The 17,040-nt window shown below is 62.0% G+C and carries 15 protein-coding genes; 12 read left to right on the top strand and 3 right to left on the bottom strand.

Annotated features, from left to right (window positions below):
* Genes LNV23_RS14615 through LNV23_RS14650 form a run of 8 tightly spaced genes read left to right on the top strand, consistent with a single transcriptional unit; the run spans position 1 to position 9,104 of the window.
* Positions 1-705, top strand: coding sequence for a prepilin-type N-terminal cleavage/methylation domain-containing protein (locus tag LNV23_RS14615; RefSeq protein WP_263563754.1), 705 nt, complete (start codon positions 1-3; stop codon positions 703-705).
* Positions 702-1,724 (top strand): type II secretion system minor pseudopilin, encoded by a 1,023-nt coding sequence (locus tag LNV23_RS14620; protein ID WP_263563634.1) that lies wholly within the window; start codon positions 702-704, stop codon positions 1,722-1,724. The genes LNV23_RS14615 and LNV23_RS14620 overlap by 4 nt, the downstream gene beginning before the upstream one ends.
* A complete protein-coding gene (locus LNV23_RS14625; protein ID WP_263563635.1) occupies positions 1,690-2,841 on the top strand; it encodes a hypothetical protein in 1,152 nt (383 codons plus the stop codon). The genes LNV23_RS14620 and LNV23_RS14625 overlap by 35 nt, the downstream gene beginning before the upstream one ends.
* A 4-nt stretch (positions 2,842-2,845) precedes the next feature.
* Complete coding sequence (locus LNV23_RS14630; protein WP_263563636.1) at positions 2,846-3,445, top strand: hypothetical protein; 600 nt, start codon at positions 2,846-2,848, stop codon at positions 3,443-3,445.
* Positions 3,442-3,900 carry a hypothetical protein gene (locus tag LNV23_RS14635; protein WP_263563637.1) on the top strand — a complete coding sequence of 153 codons (459 nt, stop codon included), beginning with the start codon at positions 3,442-3,444 and terminating at the stop codon, positions 3,898-3,900. The genes LNV23_RS14630 and LNV23_RS14635 overlap by 4 nt, the downstream gene beginning before the upstream one ends.
* Complete coding sequence (locus tag LNV23_RS14640; RefSeq protein ID WP_263563638.1) at positions 3,893-6,199, top strand: secretin GspD/PilQ domain-containing protein; 2,307 nt, start codon at positions 3,893-3,895, stop codon at positions 6,197-6,199. Before LNV23_RS14635 ends, LNV23_RS14640 begins: the two co-directional genes overlap by 8 nt.
* Positions 6,200-6,207: 8 nt before the next feature.
* Positions 6,208-7,887, top strand: coding sequence for a GspE/PulE family protein (locus LNV23_RS14645; protein WP_263563639.1), 1,680 nt, complete (start codon positions 6,208-6,210; stop codon positions 7,885-7,887).
* Entirely contained in the window at positions 7,884-9,104 is a 1,221-nt protein-coding gene (locus LNV23_RS14650) for a type II secretion system F family protein (RefSeq protein WP_505191015.1), read from the top strand. The genes LNV23_RS14645 and LNV23_RS14650 overlap by 4 nt, the downstream gene beginning before the upstream one ends.
* A gap of 69 nt (positions 9,105-9,173) precedes the next feature.
* Here LNV23_RS14650 and LNV23_RS14655 read toward each other — a convergent pair whose 3' ends face one another.
* The 3 genes from LNV23_RS14655 to LNV23_RS14665 are packed head-to-tail and all read right to left on the bottom strand — an operon-like array spanning position 9,174 to position 12,390.
* Complete coding sequence (locus LNV23_RS14655; protein ID WP_263563640.1) at positions 9,174-10,751, bottom strand: alkaline phosphatase family protein; 1,578 nt, start codon at positions 10,749-10,751, stop codon at positions 9,174-9,176.
* A complete protein-coding gene (locus tag LNV23_RS14660; protein ID WP_263563641.1) occupies positions 10,748-12,181 on the bottom strand; it encodes a class I SAM-dependent methyltransferase in 1,434 nt (477 codons plus the stop codon). The genes LNV23_RS14655 and LNV23_RS14660 overlap by 4 nt, the downstream gene beginning before the upstream one ends.
* Positions 12,181-12,390 carry a hypothetical protein gene (locus LNV23_RS14665; RefSeq protein ID WP_263563642.1) on the bottom strand — a complete coding sequence of 70 codons (210 nt, stop codon included), beginning with the start codon at positions 12,388-12,390 and terminating at the stop codon, positions 12,181-12,183. Before LNV23_RS14665 ends, LNV23_RS14660 begins: the two co-directional genes overlap by 1 nt.
* Positions 12,391-12,632: 242 nt before the next feature.
* On the opposite strand from LNV23_RS14665, the gene LNV23_RS14670 reads away from it, so the two are divergent.
* The 4 genes from LNV23_RS14670 to LNV23_RS14685 all read left to right on the top strand — a co-directional run bounded on the left by LNV23_RS14670 (position 12,633) and on the right by LNV23_RS14685 (position 17,037).
* Complete coding sequence (locus LNV23_RS14670; protein WP_263563643.1) at positions 12,633-14,081, top strand: flippase; 1,449 nt, start codon at positions 12,633-12,635, stop codon at positions 14,079-14,081.
* Positions 14,078-15,013, top strand: a complete 936-nt coding sequence (locus LNV23_RS14675) for a glycosyltransferase family 2 protein (protein WP_263563644.1) — start codon at positions 14,078-14,080, stop codon at positions 15,011-15,013. The genes LNV23_RS14670 and LNV23_RS14675 overlap by 4 nt, the downstream gene beginning before the upstream one ends.
* Positions 15,014-15,095: 82 nt before the next feature.
* Positions 15,096-15,992 carry a dTDP-4-dehydrorhamnose reductase family protein gene (locus LNV23_RS14680; RefSeq protein WP_263563645.1) on the top strand — a complete coding sequence of 299 codons (897 nt, stop codon included), beginning with the start codon at positions 15,096-15,098 and terminating at the stop codon, positions 15,990-15,992.
* A 34-nt stretch (positions 15,993-16,026) separates the two neighbouring features.
* A complete protein-coding gene (locus LNV23_RS14685) occupies positions 16,027-17,037 on the top strand; it encodes a polysaccharide biosynthesis protein (RefSeq protein ID WP_263563646.1) in 1,011 nt (336 codons plus the stop codon).
* The last annotated feature ends 3 nt before the right edge of the window (positions 17,038-17,040 follow it).

Here is a 17,040-nt window from a genome sequence, read left to right on the forward strand (position 1 = left end):
ATGACGGAAGGGCGGCGCGTCGGCGCCCAAAAAGGCTTGACGCTGCTGGAGGTTCTGGTCACTTTGATGATTGTGGCGATGGTGTCCCTGCTGGTCAGCGACGGCCTGTTCCAGGCGACCCGGATCGAGCAGCGACTGCAGGATCGGCAACTGCAAGGTCAGTTATCTGCGCTGCATGAGCTCTGGCTTCGGCGCGCCATCGAGGGACTGTTGCCCGCTGCGAAAGAGTCAGGTGAGAGTTTCCAGGGGGATGAGCTGGGCTTTCAGGGCTTGAGCAGCATGGCGCCTTCTGCTGCGGCTGCGGGTCCGGGGTGGTTTCGTCTGGCTTTGGCTAAGTCTGGCGCTGGTTCGGCCTTCCCGAATTCGGCGCCAGAGGCCGGACTCCCTGGCAGTGGCCTGGTGGAAGTCTGGCTGACGGTTCAGTCCGCCGGGAAGCGAAGTTCGCTGCTTGATGAGCAAGCTCTTGCCACAGGCGCGCGTGAGCTGAAGCTGCTCAGTTGGCTGGGTGGCAATGCACGTTGGCGTTATCAGGATGATCTGGGTGCTTGGCATGAGCGCTGGCCGATCGATGGTGCACGCGCTCAGCTGTTGCCGAGGTTGGTGATGCTCGAGGACAGCAGGACTTCGGTTCCGCTGATCCTGGCTGCCCCGATCAACAATGCCGAGCCGCTCGGTAAGCGCGCGGATCTGGAGGCGCAGCCGTGACAGTCCCATCCAGGGTGATCGGGGCGCGCCCTCAATCTGGGTATGTGCTGCTGTTTGTGATGGCAGCTTTGGTGGTGCTGACGCTTGTCGCCGCGCGCTTTGCGCTGCGCCTGGATCTGCTGCGCGAGCAGGGCGGCCTCATGCAGGACCAGGCTGATGCCGATGCGCGCGTTGAGGATGCCAGTGCTCAGGCCTTGTATTGGTTGAGCACTCGGCCCATCGGTGTGGCAGCGCTGGGCTTTGTGGATGAGCAGCCCTTGCGAATGGACGGGCGTGTGTATCGATTGCCCGAGGGTGTGCTGCTGCGGGTGCAAGACGAGCGCGGCCTGCTGTCTCTGAATGCTCCGGATCGAGACCTCTTTTTGCCCGTTCTGGTCGCGTCCGGCGCCTCCCTAGAGCAGGCGGACCGAATGATCGATATCTTGCTCGACTATGTGGACACCGACAATCTGCGACGCCTCAATGGCGCCGAGGCGGCGGACTATGCCGCGCTGGGTTTGCCGCCGCCGCGCAATGACTGGATCTTGTCGGTTGCAGAGCTGGCCCGTATGCCCGTGTGGCGTGATCTGCCTGAGCTGCGTGAGAAGCTCTTGCCTTACCTTGGTGTGAGACGAGACAAGCTGTTCAATCCCAATACCGCGCCCTTGGCCTTGTTGCGCTTGATCTGGCCACGTGTGCCGAACGAGCAATGGGACCTGTTTGAGACCTTGCGCAGCCGAGCGCCGTTTGCCAGCGCCGAAGCTGCGCAGGCCAGCACTGGAATTCCATTTCAGGGAGAGTCCCTTCTTTTTCATGCCAGCAATGCCATGCGCTTGCAGCTTTGGGCGCCCGGCCTGCCGCAGGCGCGTGAGTACAATCTCCTGATTAGGCCCACGGGGAATCGTGCGCCGTGGCTGATTCATGAAGTGACTCAGCTCCCTCGTTCTGTCTTCACCGATGCCAAGACCCCCGTTGAGAATTTTCCGGTCTCGAACTCCGCGCCCCTTGAATCTGCAGCGTCTTCCGTCGCTCCGCCGTGAGGGTCTGAAGCCGGCCGAGATGTCGCCGCGTCGCGGAGTGGTCGTACTGGCGCGCAGCGTGCTGCGATACCGCAGCTTCGATTTGAGTGGCTTGCAGGCAGCTGATCGGATCTCTGCATTGCAGGTTCAGCTGTCTGCTTGGCAGCCCTATCCTCGCGCAATGTGCTTGGTCACTTGGCAGGGCGATTGGGCGCAGGTCTTCGCGGCCGATGAGGATCTGCTTGACGCGCAACTTGGCGTTGAGAACAAGGCATCTCTCTGGCCGGAGACCTTGTTGCACGAGCCGGGCCCGGATGGCGTCCGCTTGATTCAAAGTTTGGAAGGTGTCGAAGCTCAGGCTTGGCGGGATGGCGTGTTGCTTGCCAGCCGTTGGTGGGGGGCTCAGCCCGATGCCGTGGAGTGGCTGACCTTCGTCCGCTCCGCCGGGCTGACTCTTTCTGTTGCCGCTCAAGCCGTACCAGGGCCGCTGGCTTTGTCCTGGTGTGCACCTTCGCCGGTGCCGATCAGGGCAGATCGAATGCGGGGCGCTGGACTTGACCAGGTCCGCTTGCTGCTTTTGGCCTGCGCGCTCATATTGGTTGCCGCAGCGGGCTTTTCCGTGCACAAGCTTTGGGATGCCTATCGAATGCGGGAGCAGACGACGCTGCAACTCGGCGAGGTGCGGCAACAGGTCGCGCCCTTGCTGGAGGCGCGCGACCGCGCCTTGGCGGCCAATGAACGAAGCGGTGCCTTTTTGAAACCTCTGCGCGCCCCATTGCCATTGGACGTGATGGAGCACTTGATCTCGGTCCTGCCCAAAGATTGCGTGCTCAAGGAGTTCGATCTGGCAGGGCTTGATTTGCGCCTGGCACTGGAGCTGCCTCCTGGGGCGTCGCGCAGCCAGGTGGTGGCCGATTTGGAGGCCGGCGGCTGGTTGGTCAATGTGGCGGAAGTCAAAGATGGCGCGCAGCGCGCCTGGGTTGCCTACCAAATGAAGCTCGCCAGCCCAAAGGCGCCGTTGCGTTCCATCAAGGAATCCGGGCTCAAAGCGTCTGCGGACCGAGACAGTTTGAACGGTGTGAACCCGGACGCCGGTGCGGCAGGCTCCGGCAGTCGCAAGCAGCCTCAGCTGAGGTGATGTCATGGAAATGATGGATTCGAGCGTGAGTGCCTGGAACGCAATGCGGGCAGAGCTGCGAGGCAATGTCCGCTTGCGCATGGGGCTGTTGCTGTTGCTGGCCATTTTGGGCCTTTGGCTGAATTTGCTGGCATTGGATCAAGCCAAGGCATGGTCTGCCGAGGCCGAAGAGGCTCGTCTGCAACTTGAACGACTGCGCCCCCTGCGCGGCAGCACCCAGTGGCCGCAGAGAGCTGAAGAAGCACGGAAACATCTGGAAGCTGCAAAGGCCTTGCAATGGCCGGCGAGCAGCCGTGGAGCCGCCGAGGCAGCCCTTCAGGACCATCTGCGGGTCCTGGCTGAGAAGACCGGCCTCATGGTGCGGGACCTCAGTATTGGGCTTGGCTCAAGTGCCGATGCACTGAAGGATGCGCAGACCCTGCAACTGCGCGCGCATCTGGTGTTGGACGGCTCCAAGCAGAGCACGATGACGCTGCTCGGGGAGTTGGCCGCCAGCCCACGTGTCCTGGCCGTGGAGACCTTGAAGCTCCGACCCCAAGGCCAGAATATGCGAGCGGAACTGGATCTGGGCGTTCTGGTTCGAATCGAGGAGCGCAGACCATGAGTTTGCTGGCAATGATGGAGGGGCGGCGTGTACTCGCTCTCCTTCTCTTGGCGGTTCTGCTGGGATGGTATGCCGTGCCTGCGGAGGTGCCAGCGCCCGGCCTGGTGCAGCCACGCCGTGACGTTTGGGAGCTGCCAGAACTGTTGGTCCCTGCGACTCCGGGTTCTCAATCCCTCTTGGTGTCCAGCGCGGCGTTCTGGGGGCCTGAACCCAAGCCATTGAGCGAGAGTGCGGCGCCGGTGGCGAACACGCGCTGGCGTTTGGCGGGTGTTTACGGAGCGGGCAAACAAGGGGGGGTGCTGGTTTTGTTCGCAGACGAAAGCAAGCCAGCGCTGCGATTGGCTGTAGGCGACAAGCTGCCCAGCGGCCATGTGATCGACGCTGTGGATGGCAACCAGATCTGTATCTGGATCGGCAAAAAGCGCTACCGAATGGGAGTGGAACGACGTGAATGAATACCCGCAGTTGAAGGTGCCGATGCTTTCTCTATCCACATGGCCAGCAAAGATGAGCCAGAACGTTTCCTTGAAGCGCCGTCGTCAACAGTCGATTGTCTGGGTCGTGACGGCAGGACTGCTGTCGGGTTGCGCGCCGTTTCAGTTTGTGAAAGACAAGTCCATCATGCCGCCGGCTTTGGTCTTGCCTGCCTCCGCAGCGCAGGACGGTAGCGGCCAAGGGCAGAAGGCGAAGGTTCCGCCTGAATTGACGGTCACGACCTTGCCGCAGCCGCCAAAAGATCAGGCGACGCAGTACGCCAAAACGCGTGACGCTCGTGAGCAGGGTCAGCTGGCAAATGCCGCTGCGAGCAGCTCTGGTGAAGTTGCCGAGCTGAATCTGCAACAGGTGCCGCTGCCGACTTTTGTGCAGCTGGTGTATGCCGAGATCTTGAAGCGCAATGTCAATGTCGATCCAGCTGTTCTGACCCGTAAGGAGCTGGTGACGTTTCGCACCGGAGCTACCCAGTCCTCCGCGGATCTCGACCAAGCGGTGCGTTTGCTCCTCAAGAGCTATGGCTTGGCTGTGATCGACGCGGGTGGGCTGCTCCGTATCGTTCCCGACAACGTTCAACTGGGCAATCTGCCCGAGATTCGCCGGACTGAAGTCTCGCCCGACACGCCCCTGCCATTGCGGCCTGTGTACCAAATGGTGGACATGAAATCGGTGCGCCAGAATGATGTGGCCAACTGGCTGAAGACCCTTTTTGGCGACCGGGTCAAGATCCAGGAAGACTTGAGTCGCAATGCCTTGTTGTTGAGCGGTACTCCCGACAATATGCAGGCAGCCTTGGAAGCCATCCGGGTGCTTGATCAGCCCTTGATGAATGGCCGCAAGAGCGTGGCTCTGGCCCCTGCCTATTGGTCAGCCGATGATCTGGCACGGCGCCTGACCGAAGTCTTGATCGCCGAAGGATACGCAGTGGCGCCTCTGGGGCAGGCTTCGATGCAGGGCGGCGTGCGCTACCCCATCGTGCTGCTGCCGGTGGTCGGTGTGAATTCTGTCTATGTGTTCGCCACCAGCGAGGCCGTCCTCAATCACGTGGTCAATTGGGCGCGGAATTTGGATCGCCCGAGTGAGCGCGGCATCGGCAAGAATTTTTTCACCTACCAGGTCAAGCACAAGGATGCGGCAGAGCTGGCGAAAACCTTGGATCAGCTGCTTTCCGGGAGCAAAAGCCGCCCGGCGACTACGACGGCGGCCACTTCTGGCGGCTCCTCGGCGGCACGCTTGAGTTCGGTGGTGGTGGATCAGTCCAGCAATATGCTCATCTTTCAGACGGAGCCTGAGGACTATTCGCAGTTGAGTGCCTTGTTGCAGACCCTGGATCGCCCAGCGAAGGGCGCCTTGATCGAGGTGACGGTCGCGGAGTTGAAGGTGACGGGCGAGGACAGCTCCGGGATCCAGTGGCTCTACAACCGAGCCATTGGCGGTGGCGAAGTCGCGTCGGTCGGGCTTGCCGCGGGAGCCTCGACCAGCTCGCCTTTCAATTTCAAGATTCTCAACGGCGCAGGCAGTCTCAAGCTGGCGATCAATGCCTTGGCGGCCAGCAACCGGGCGACCATTCTTTCCAACCCGCGTGTGCAGGCGCGCAACGGCGAGCAGGCTCTCATTCAGGTCGGCAATGAGGTGCCCATCATCACCAGCTCGGTGACCACGCCGACCGGTGGCGGGATCGTGCCGACGACTTCGACCATGCAGACCATTCAGTACCGCACCTCGGGTGTGATCCTGAAAGTCAAGCCGGTGATTCATTCGAGTGACCAGATTGATTTGGAAGTCCAACAAGAAGTCAGCAGCGCCGACAAGACCGAGACCGGTGTCAACAGCACGCCCACTTTCAGCACACGGCGTCTGGAGACCAAGCTGACCCTGCGCAATGGCAGCACGGTGTTGATGGGCGGCTTGATCACCGACAACGCCACGCGCGGCAATGGTGGCCTGCCGTGGTTGAAGGACATCCCTGTGCTTGGCGCCTTGTTTGGCAACCAGTCGGTGACCAGCGATCGCCGCGAACTGGTCATTTTGATCACGCCCTACATCTTGAATGACAGCCATGATGCGGAAACCATGACCGAGGCTTTCCGCAAGGTTCTGGGCCCCTGGGCGGAAGCCATCAAGCCCGTCGGACCGGGTGCGGCTCCGGTTCGACCCGAGTCCGGCAAGAAGGGGAGTGAGGAGCCGGCGACCCGCAACGAAAGCCCTCTGCCTCCGGCGCTTGCTCCCGACTTGCCTGCGAGTTCGCAGCCTCGTCAGTAAGTATCGCCATGAAGCCTGTGTTGCTGGGTGAGTTGCTGCTGGCCAATGGCATGGTCAAGGCGGCGGAAATTGACAAGGCGCTGTCTTTGCAAAGCTTGCAAGGGGGGCGTTTGGGCGAGGTCCTGGTGCGATTGGGGGCCATCTCCACCACGGCCCTGTATGCGGGTCTGGCTGAACAACTGGACTTGCCCGTGATCGCTGCGGATGCGATTGATGAGACTCGGGTTCGCGAGGCCTTGAGTCAGTTCCGCATGCCAGCTTCCTGGTGGTTGGACCGAGGCGTTTTGTTTTGGAACGAGGGGGACAGCCTGCAAGTGGCGAGTGCAGATCCTCTGGATATGGATGTGCGCGAGGCTCTGGCGGCCGAAGCTCTGGCCCAACATCCATGCTGGCATCTGATGCTGCCGGCCGATGTGGAAGCCTGGACACAGCGCTTGCGTCATGACAGCAGGCCAGGAAACCTGGATGCCCGCGCCCTGCGTGAATTGGCGGAAGACGCGCCCGTCGTGGCTTTTGTCAACAACACCTTGGCCCAGGCACTCGAGTCTCGCGCCTCCGACATTCACGTCGAGCCCGGCGAACGCGAATGCACGGTGCGGTTCCGGGTGGATGGTGTGCTGCAGACCCGCAGCCATCTGCCCATGGATCGGTATCCGGCCATTGCCTCGCGTATCAAGTTGATCGGCGGCTTGGACATTGCCGAGCGTCGCTTGCCTCAAGATGGCCGGATCGGTACCCGTGTGGCCGGACGGGAAGTGGATGTGCGTATCTCCTCCATTCCCGCGGTCCATGGCGAATCCCTGGTCCTGCGGCTCTTGCCAAAGGAGCGTGGCGACATCGGAATGCACCGGATCGGAATGGAGTCCGACCACAAGCAGAAGTTCCAGGACTGGCTGCAATGGCCGAACGGTCTGGTACTGGTGACCGGGCCGACAGGTTCCGGCAAGAGCACCACGCTTTACAGCGCGCTCTCCCAGATCAACGATGGCGTGCGCAAGCTGATCACGGTCGAGGATCCGGTGGAGCTGCGCCTGCCCGGCGTGGTGCAGATTCAGACGCAGGCCGATATCGGCTACACCTTTGCGAGAGCTTTGCGTTCGATCCTGCGTCATGATCCTGACGTCATCATGGTCGGTGAGATTCGCGACCGGGAAACCGCGGAAATCGCCATTCAGGCCGCATTGACGGGCCATTTGGTCTTGGCCACTCTGCACACCAACGACGCCTTGTCCGCCGTCAATCGCTTGGTCGATATGGGCATCGAGTCCTATCTGGTTGCGGCAGCCCTGCGGGCGGTGATGGCGCAACGTCTGGTCCGGCGCCTCTGCCCCAGCTGCGCCGTGGCGCATCCGGATCCGGATCTGTTGGAAGCCCGTTGGACGCAGTTGCGTGCGCGTGCCTCGGTCGAGGCGCAGCTCCCTGATCGGCCGGACTGGCGTGCCGCCAAGGGTTGCCCTGACTGCTCGGGCTCGGGATACAAGGGGCGCGTCGGCATCTACGAGCTGGTGACGGTGACGGCGCCCTTGCAGCATGAGATCGCGCAAGGTGCTGCGATTGAAGAGCTCGTTCGCCTGGCCACGTTGGATGGTCGACGCTCCATGGTCGAAGATGGCTTGATCAAGAGTGCCCATGGCCTCACCACACTCGATGAGGTGATGCGTGCCGCGAGCTCACAGGACGAGTCATGACGCAGACGTTCAAGTACCGGGCTCATGACAGCACAGGCCGGGAATTGGCTGGCCAGCTTGAGGCTGACAGCGAGGCTGCGGCCGCGCGCGACTTGATCGCTCAAGGTCTGCGACCGCTGTCCTTGCAGAGTGATGCGCCAGTGAGTCCGCTGCGCGCCGCGACGGTCGGTCGCCGCACGCAGTCCATCAGTACCGCTGATCGTGTCGTCGGGATGCGGGAACTGGCGACGCTCTTGCATGCCGGCGTGCCTTTGGATGAGGCCTTGGAGTCGCTGGCCAGTGGCCATCGCGACGGTGGCATGGGCGTCAGCATGGCGCGAGCGCTGCAATCCGTGCGTGCCGGGCTTTCTTTGTTCGAGGCCTTGCAGAGTTGCGGGCTTGGACTGCCTTTGCATCTGCTGACCTTGGTCAAGGTGGGTGAGGCCAGCGGCCAGCTTCCAGAAGCGCTGCAGGATGCCGCGGAACAATTGGAGGCCATGCGCAAGACGACGCAGGACTTGCGCAGTGCCTTGATCTACCCCACCGTGCTGGTGACGGTCGGCTTGGCCGCCGTGCTGTTTATTTTCATTGGTGTGATTCCCAAGTTCGCGCCGATTTTGAAGAGTGCCCGGGGCGATGTGCCTGAGTTTTCGCGCTGGGTCATTGAAACCGCGGTCTTCTTGAAGACGAATGTCCTGGCCCTTGAAATGATCGCGGCCGCGCTCGGGATGACGCTGGCGGTCTTGTTGTCCCGGCCGGGGGTGCGGCAATTGATCATGGATCGCTTGGCTGCCGCACCGATTTTGGGGCCTTGGCTGCGCGACGCTGAGGTCGGGCGATGGTCTTCGTTGATGGGCACCATGTTGCGCAATCGAGTGCCTTTGCTCGAGGCTTTGAAATTGTCCCAGGGGGCGATCGGGCTGAAGATGTTCGCCCAAGTTGTGGGCTCTGCGGCGCGCGAGCTGGAGCAGGGGCGCACGCTCTACGATTGCTTGCGACACTCGAACTGGATTCCGCCGGCACGCTTGAACCTGATCAAGGTGGGCGAGCGGTCCGGTACCTTGGATACGATGCTCTTGTCCCTGGGGCAAATGCAGACCGATGCAGCGCGAGAGCGTCAAAAGCAGGCCATGGCTTTGATCGAGCCCGCTGCCATTTTGTTGATCGGTGGCGTGATCGGTGTGCTGATGGTGTCCGTGATGATGGTGATCACCAGCGTGAACAGCGGAGCGCTCTAGAGCAAGCGTGCGCCAAGGAGCCCACGTCAGTGCCCTTGGCTGCCGATGCGTGCGGGTCCCGCTGCAAAGTCAGTGATCACCGGCGCTGCTTGCCGCTGGGCTCAGGGGCGCAAGCGCCGGCTCATTGCGGAAAAACTGCGCCACGTCTGCCGGTGTATTGACCTCACGATGCATCAGTTGCGGCACCAATCGACGAATGGCCGTGGTCGAGATGGCTCGGTCATCACTTTGCTGGGAGCCGGCAGCGACTTGCCCGAAATGCACGACAAAGGGAACGCGCTGATCGTCAGTTTTTCCTGCATCGCCTGCGCCTGGGCCCAGTTGGCGCACATAGATGTCGCGCCAGAGCTCCTTCTCTCGGAGCCAGTGGTCCGAAGTCAGGACCAGGGCGAAATCGGGCCCACGCTGCTTGAGTAGGGCCACCAGCTCCGTCACGAACTGCTGCGCCAGAAGCAGATTGCCGCGGTAGTCTTCTTGCAAGGAATGGGGTTGACCGCCTCGAACTGCAGCCGGCGGGTGCGGCAGGTTCAAGTGCAGCCAGACAAGCCCCTGGTCTTGAGCGGCAATGGCGCGCAGGCTTGCATCATGGAGTCGCTGGTAGGTGCCGGTCCACTGCAGCAGAAAATCCGAGTAGGCGTTGTCGAAATCATTGCCCTTGCGCGCCACTCGGCTCATGGCAGACCACCAGCCGGGGAAGAAGTGCAAGGGCTCCGCGTAACAGCTCTTGGCGGCACGGAACAGGCCGCAATAGTCATGGTAGAAGCCGACGATGGCATAGGGTTCACCGGCATGTTCCAGGTCTTGAAACAGCGAAGCTTGACCCGCTTCCCAGCGCTCGCCGCTCCGGGAAATCAGCAGACCGGGGCTGCCTTGCTGCACAGGGCCAAACGGCTGACCTCGCAGCATGCTGGGGATCGAACTCAGGGTGTTGGGGCCGCCCGGACGTGCTTGGCTGGAGTTGTAGGCCCCTGCCAGCAGGCCGCGCATGATGGGGCTGTCGAAGAAGCCCTCCCTGACCGCGACTTCGTAGTCCCACTCATCCAAGGTCACGACCACAGTGCGCCGGCTCGGCCGCTGCGTTTGATGCGGGCTGGCGTTTGTCGAAGTCAATGTGCTTGCTGATTCCGCGGATGGGCGTGGCAAGCTCAAGAGATAGCTGGGCATGCCCGGTTGAAGGGCGAACATGGCCAAGAGGCTGACCATGCAGGCGGTCATCAACCGGCGCAAGCCTTGTGCGGACATGAAGATGGTCCCAAGCACCGAGCCGGCCACGCAGGCACTGATGATGCTCAACTTCCATACTGCAGTCAGCGCGACACCGCCGCTGAAGGAACGGCGGAATACCTGGAAGATGCCGATCAACAGCAGCAGCAGTGCGGCTGCGCGCAACAGCCGCGTCCACTTTCCAGGCTGTTCTTTGTCGGACTCCAAGACCGCACCGGCGAGTCCGAACGCGGCGACGAAGTTCAGGACAAACCAGAACTCGCGCAGGAAGACCTGAGGCTGGTAGGCCAGGTACAAGGTTGCCGTGTTTTGCAGAATGCTTTCGCTGAGCGCAATTGCTATCAGGCTGACCGCCGCAATGCAGGCATAGCGCAGGCCCGCTCGCAGCCGCTGAGCCGGGCCGGATGGCGGGGACGAATTCATGAGCGCCGGCCGAGCAGCAACAGCTGCCGCTCGCTTCCACCGTCAAGACTGTAGGTCTGGCGCAGTTCAAACCAAGTTTGGGCTGCCATCAGAAAATTGTGGAGGTTCCAGTCTTGATACAGATCGAGGTTCGTACCAGCGATCTCAACAAAGCGGGGATCGTTCACCGGTACGAACTCGATCAGGAGACAGTCCGTGCACAGCGCTGCAACCTGTTCGAAGACCTGGCTCAATGGCAGTCGTTCCGTGACCACCAGATGGTGAATCACGGCCAGCATCAGGACGAGGTCAAAGCGAGACGCCAAGCGCTGGCTCAAGCTCAAGGTTTCGCTGTTGCACCACCCTGTGGCCGGGCTGGGTCGTGCGAAATTGGCATGCAGACATTGAATGGCAAGTTTTTCCTGACTGGCTTGCCGGTGCAAATGATCCAGGGCACCCAAGTCATCGTCCAAGGCAAGCACCGATGCGCCTGCCTCCAAAGCCATACGGGAAAACTCACCGCTGTTGGCGCCGATATCGAGCACATGTCGGTAGCGGCCCGAAGCCAGGACCGACTGCACCGCTCGATGCTTGCTGTCCAGTTCACGATTGCCGTAATGCTCCCGGTTGTGGGTGTAGTGGCTCCAGGAGGTCTGTTGCGTGGCCGGTCGGGCCAAGCGTGTGACCAGACGCTGCAAATCTCGCAGCATCCAAAGGGCCGCATCGTCACGTGAACGGTTCGATGTACTTGCGGCGGCCGGCGCAGTCGTGTCTGGTTTTGCGTGCGCAATCTGGCCGGCATGGGCCGCCAGGCTCTGCGGCTTGCGGATGCGTCGCCTCTCAAGCCATGCGGGCAGCCAAACATGAAGGAGCATGGACAGGCCGAAAATGGCATGCCAGGGCAGGAAGGGTGCGGTTTCAGCCGCTCTCAGGCCATCCCTCGAGGCCAAGAAGATGTCGCGTGGCGTCCGTCCGAGCTGACGTACGACCAGCAAGGGCAGGATGAAGTTGCGGATAAATTGCCCGTAGGCGGGCCAGCCCTGATCATCGCCGGGCTGGCGCTTGCGAAAAGACAGCAGATCGCAGAAGCGCGGCTGCCCATGTTCGAACAGCACATTGCTGGCCGCCGCATCTTTCAGGGTCCAGCCTGCCGACCAAGCTTGCTGCTGGATGCGCAGAGTCAGTTGGGCCGCGTCGGCCAGCATGGCCGGCGTCCATTCAAAGGCATAGCTGGGCACCGGAATGCGCTCATGGCTCAGCTCCAGGCTGCCGTCTGGCAGCTGCCGAGGGGTGCCGGCTGCAATCAGGTCGCCGGTGCTTGTCAGTTGCTCGTAGAGCGGGCTGGCCAGGAATTCCAGCGTGGCCGCCACCGCCCGCGCATGCACATGTCGGCGAATCTGACCGCCCTCGTCCTGCACAAAACCGTCAGGGTCACGAAAGCTTCGGCTCATCAGCTGCGGTCGCGCTTGAAGCGTCGCTTGATGGCCAGCCAGATTTCCTTGGGATTGCGCAGGTAGTAGATCAAGCCGACGGCGGCTGCCACCAGGCCCTGGATCAACAGATGCGCTGATCCGCCATCGATATAGGCATGCGCGCTTCCTGTCGTACCCAGCAAGACAAGCAGCACCGAACAGATCAGACGAATGGGGTACATAGACATGAAGCGCAGCAAAGCCGGAGACCAAGGCCTTCAAACCGGCATCCAGGTCCGGCTGTCGTCCGAGGAGAGAGTGGGGCGGAATGTTAACAGGCGCCGTTCTTTTCCCCGCTCCTCGACTGGGACCGCGCAAGCTCCTGTGCGCGCTCCGGCTCTGGCGTTCCGGCGCCCCGGTGGCCAGTGGTGCAGGAAGGGGCGGCTCATACAATCGTCGTTTCGCCCCGGCCTTGTCGCACCCCCTACCTTTGAAACTCGTCAGACATACGCTGTTCAATCTGCTGGGCCTCGGTGCGCCACTGCTGATCGCGGTCGGTTCCATCCCGGCCTTGTTGCAGGCATTGGGCCCGGAGCGTTTTGGCCTGCTCGCCCTGATTTGGGCAGTGACCAGTTACTTCAGCCTCTTCGATCTCGGGCTCGGGCGGGCATTGACCCAACAAGTGGCGCCTTCCTTGGAGCGTGGTGATTGGTACAGCGCTGGCTCGGTCTGTACCACGGCACTGGGCCTCATGACGGGCCTCGGCCTGGCCGGTGGCTTGCTGCTGGCATGTCTGGCGCCGTGGGGCGTCGGCCATTTGCGGGAACTGCCGGATCCGGCCGAGGCCGTCCGGTCGGGCATGGTGATGGCGGTCGCGATTCCCTTTGTGGTCCTGACAGCCGGCCTGCGCGGCATCTTGGAGGCTCGCCATGCCTTTGCCTGGCTGAATCTGATTCGCCTGCCCATGGGCATCTGGACTTTCGCCGGCCCTTGGCTGGTGGTGTGGCTGCAAGGCCCTGATCTGGTGATGATTGCCTGGGTCTTGGCCGCCGGTCGGGTGCTCGGCCTGCTGATCCACGGCATGGCTGTCTTGCTGCTGCTGCCGCAGCTGCGCGAACATTGGCGCTGGGACGCGCGGGTCGTGCCGCAACTGCTGGTCTCTGGCGGTTGGCTGACGGTGGGCAATCTGGTCAGTCCCTTCATGGGCTATGTCGACCGTTTCATACTTGGCGCTTTGGTGTCCAGCGCCGCGGTGACCTTTTATGTGGCGCCTCAGGAGATCGTCACCAAGCTCTGGATCGTGCCGAGTGCGCTCACTGCGGTCTTGTTGCCCAGCTTTGCTGCACGTATGGTCCAACAAGGCCAAGAGGCTTGGCGCTTGTTCCAGCAATCACTCGGGCTGCTGCTCTACGGGATGTGGCCCTTGACCCTGGGCCTGGCTTTGTTCGCTCATGATTTGTTGGCAGCCTGGCTGGGCCGGGAGTTCGCACTGCGCAGCACCCTGGTGCTGCAATTGTTTGCCTTTGGCACCCTGATCAATTGCATGGCCCATCTGCCCTTGACTTGGCTGCATGCGGCCGGCCGGTTCCGTGCCACGGCTTACCTGTATTGCCTTGAATTGCCCTTGTTCCTGCTGGCGCTATGGCTGCTGTGCGGTCGCTACGGACTGATGGGCGCGGCCTGGGCCTGGCTGCTGCGCATCGTCGTGGACACGCTTGCCCTGTTTCTGCTGGCTTTGCAGCAAGCGCCGAAGCCCTCTCGCACCGTCCCCTCTTGGCGGCAGATGGCCGCGGTCGGCCTGGTTTTTGCCTCCTTCGCTCTGATCTGGCTGCCGTCAACGGCCGGCCGCTTGTTTGCCCTCATCGCGGTCCTGGGACTTGCTGTGACAATGACGAACCAATTCCGTCGTGACGTGAAAGAATCTGTCCCCGCTCCATGAACGTACGTCCCCTCGTCAGCATCGTCACGCCGGTCTACAACCAGGCTGAGTTTCTCGCCGCCACGATTGAAAGCGTGCTCGCCCAGGACTACCCAGGCCTGGAGTACATCGTCATCGATGATGGCTCGGATGATGACTCCCTGGCCGTGGCCAGGCGCTTGGAGGCCGAGCATCCGGGGCGCCTGACCGTACTGACTCAGGCCAATGCCGGCCAAGCGGCCACCTTGAATCACGGCTGGTCTCTGGCAAAAGGTGAGATCCTGGCCTACCTCAGTTCGGATGACCGCCTCTGCCCGGGTGCAGTCACCAGCCTGGTCGACTTGCTGCAGGCCCGCCCCGAAGTCACGGTGGTCTATTGCGACTTCTGTCTGATCGATGCCAAGGGGCGGCGTCTGCGCGAGGTTCAGACCGAGGATTTCAGCGAGCAGCGCTTGTGCGTGGACCTGATCTGCCAGCCGGGTCCGGGCGCCTTTTTCCGCCGCTCCGTGTTCGAATCGGCTGGCGGCTGGCAGACCCATTTGCGCCAGGTTCCTGATTTCGAGTTCTGGTTGCGTGCGGTTCGCTGCGGGCCGTTTGCCCGCCTGCCGCGTCAGCTGGCTGAATACCGAATCCATGAAGGCCAGGCTTCCTTCGCAGTGATCACTCAGGCGCGCGCCGAAGAAATCGTGGGCGTGATGACCGCCTTCTGGTCCGGACGTGAAGCGAGCAGCCATGGCGCGTCCGTGCGCTCTTTGGCTCGCGCCATGGCGATCGCGTCCAAGCATCATGCGCAGTCGGGGCGAGTCCTGCAGTCCCTGAAACGTTTTCTTCAGGCCTTGCGCCTGTGTCCGCCGCTGGCACTGGAATTGGGCACCTGGCGGCAGTTGCTGGTCGGCTTTGTGCGCCGCAGCTTTTTCCGGCTCAAGGGCGCCACCCGCGCCAGCCAACCCTGATGGATGTCCTCCGGGCCTGGACCCGGCGACACGGCCGGCCGGTGCCGGCCGCGGTTTCACACTCTTTTTCCTGCCTCGATCCATGGCCACCGTTCTGCAGTCTCTTGTGAGCTCGATACCGCCGCGTTTGCTGATCCTGGGTGCCAGCGGCATGCTGGGCCACACGGTCCTGCGCTGGTTCGCTCGTGACCCTGGCATCCAGGTGTTTGGCAGCACCCGGCAAGCCTCCGCGGCCCGGCGCCTGCAAGCGCTGGCACCGACGGCGCAGTTGCTGGCCGGTGTCAATGCCGACAATCCGGACGAGCTGCACCGATTGTTTGCTCAGGTCCGACCGACCTGGGTGATCAATTGCATCGGCTTGGTCAAGCAGCTGGCTGATGCTCAGGATCCGCTGATCGCCTTGCCGGTGAATGCTATGTTGCCGCATCGCCTGAGCGCCATCTGCGGCCTGGTCGGTGCGCGCCTGATCCACATCAGCACCGACTGCGTGTTTTCCGGTCGCGGGGGCAATTACAGGGAAGGCGATGCCGCCGATGCCGAGGATGTCTATGGGCGCAGCAAGCTGATGGGAGAAGTGGTGGCGCCGCATGCCCTGACACTGCGCACCTCCATCATCGGCCCAGAGCTGGATTCTTGCCACGGTCTGCTGGCCTGGTTCCTGAGCCAGAAGCAGGCGGTCAAGGGCTATCGCCGCGCCCGTTTTTCCGGCCTCAGCACCCTGGAGCTGGCCAAGCTGATTGAACGCCACGTCTTGCCCAATCCGGAGCTGAGCGGCCTTTATCATGTTGCCAGTTCCAGCCTCAGCAAGTACGAGTTGCTGGGCCTGCTGGCGACGGTCTATGGCCATGCCATCGAGATCAAGCCTGACGACCAGGTGCATCTCGATCGCTCGTTGGACGCTAGCAAGTTCCTCGCCGCCACCGGCTATGCCGCACCGGCTTGGACCGAGATGCTGGCTGAAATGCGTGAATTCGGCTGAGGCTCAGCCACCTAACGACTCAAAGCAGCGCACGATGTTTGAAGACAAGGTCTTGTTGATCACCGGCGGAACCGGGAGCTTCGGCAATGCCGTGCTGAGCCGCTTCCTGCAATCGAACCTGGCGGAGATTCGAGTCTTCAGCCGAGACGAGAAGAAGCAGGAGGACATGCGGGTCGCGCTGAACAGCGACAAGGTCAAGTACTACATCGGTGATGTGCGCGACTACGACAGCATCCACGATGCGCTCAATGGGGTCGACTATGTCTTCCATGCGGCGGCCTTGAAACAGGTGCCGTCTTGCGAGTTCTATCCCATGGAGGCGGTCAAGACCAATGTGTTGGGCGCTGAGAATGTGATGCGCGCCGCCATGAACCAGGGCGTCAAGCGGGTGGTGGTCTTGTCGACCGACAAGGCCGTTTATCCCATCAATGCCATGGGCATGTCCAAGGCCATGATGGAGAAGGTGATGGTCGCCAAGGCGCGCCTATGCGACCCCAGCAAGACCATTCTGTCGGCCACCCGCTATGGCAATGTGATGGCTTCCAATGGTTCGGTGATTCCATTGTTTCTGAAGCAGCTGCGCGAAGGTCTGCCGCTGACCCTGACCGACCCGTCGATGACGCGCTTCCTGATGTCGCTGGCCGATTCGGTCGATCTGGTCCTGTATGCCTTTGAGCATGCCCGGCCCGGCGACATCTTTGTGCAGAAGGCGCCGGCCTCCACCGTTGGCGATCTGGCCGAGGCCATGCGCCAGTGGATCAGTCCCGGTCATGAGATCAAGATCATCGGTACCCGGCATGGCGAGAAGCTGTACGAGACCCTGGTGTCGCGCGAGGAAATGGCGCGCGCCGAGGACCTGGGCAGTTACTTCAGGATTCCCGCTGACTCGCGCGACCTGAACTACAACAAGTACTTCGTCGAGGGCCAGACTGGCATGTCAGCTTTTGACGACTATTCATCTCACAACACCCGGCGCCTGAGCGTGCCCGAAGTCCAGCAACTGCTGCAGCAGCTGGGCCTGTTTGGGGTGCGCCACGATGCTTAAGGT

The sequence above is a fragment of the Kinneretia sp. DJ1R-11 genome, from assembly GCF_025717595.1.
Lineage (GTDB): Bacteria > Pseudomonadota > Gammaproteobacteria > Burkholderiales > Burkholderiaceae_C > Paucibacter_A.

Bases quoted from the DNA above. Each gene is read 5' to 3' on its own strand.
- LNV23_RS14675 (WP_263563644.1), top strand. From the start codon at position 14,078: ATGAACGTACGTCCCCTCGTCAGCATCGTCACGCCGGTCTACAACCAG.
- LNV23_RS14660 (WP_263563641.1), bottom strand. From the start codon at position 12,181: ATGAGCCGAAGCTTTCGTGACCCTGACGGTTTTGTGCAGGACGAGGGC.
- LNV23_RS14665 (WP_263563642.1), bottom strand. From the start codon at position 12,390: ATGTCTATGTACCCCATTCGTCTGATCTGTTCGGTGCTGCTTGTCTTG.
- LNV23_RS14655 (WP_263563640.1), bottom strand. From the start codon at position 10,751: ATGAATTCGTCCCCGCCATCCGGCCCGGCTCAGCGGCTGCGAGCGGGC.
- LNV23_RS14635 (WP_263563637.1), top strand. From the start codon at position 3,442: ATGAGTTTGCTGGCAATGATGGAGGGGCGGCGTGTACTCGCTCTCCTT.
- LNV23_RS14685 (WP_263563646.1), top strand. From the start codon at position 16,027: ATGTTTGAAGACAAGGTCTTGTTGATCACCGGCGGAACCGGGAGCTTC.
- LNV23_RS14680 (WP_263563645.1), top strand. From the start codon at position 15,096: ATGGCCACCGTTCTGCAGTCTCTTGTGAGCTCGATACCGCCGCGTTTG.
- LNV23_RS14645 (WP_263563639.1), top strand. From the start codon at position 6,208: ATGAAGCCTGTGTTGCTGGGTGAGTTGCTGCTGGCCAATGGCATGGTC.
- LNV23_RS14615 (WP_263563754.1), top strand. From the start codon at position 1: ATGACGGAAGGGCGGCGCGTCGGCGCCCAAAAAGGCTTGACGCTGCTG.
- LNV23_RS14630 (WP_263563636.1), top strand. From the start codon at position 2,846: ATGGAAATGATGGATTCGAGCGTGAGTGCCTGGAACGCAATGCGGGCA.
- LNV23_RS14650 (WP_505191015.1), top strand. From the start codon at position 7,884: ATGACGCAGACGTTCAAGTACCGGGCTCATGACAGCACAGGCCGGGAA.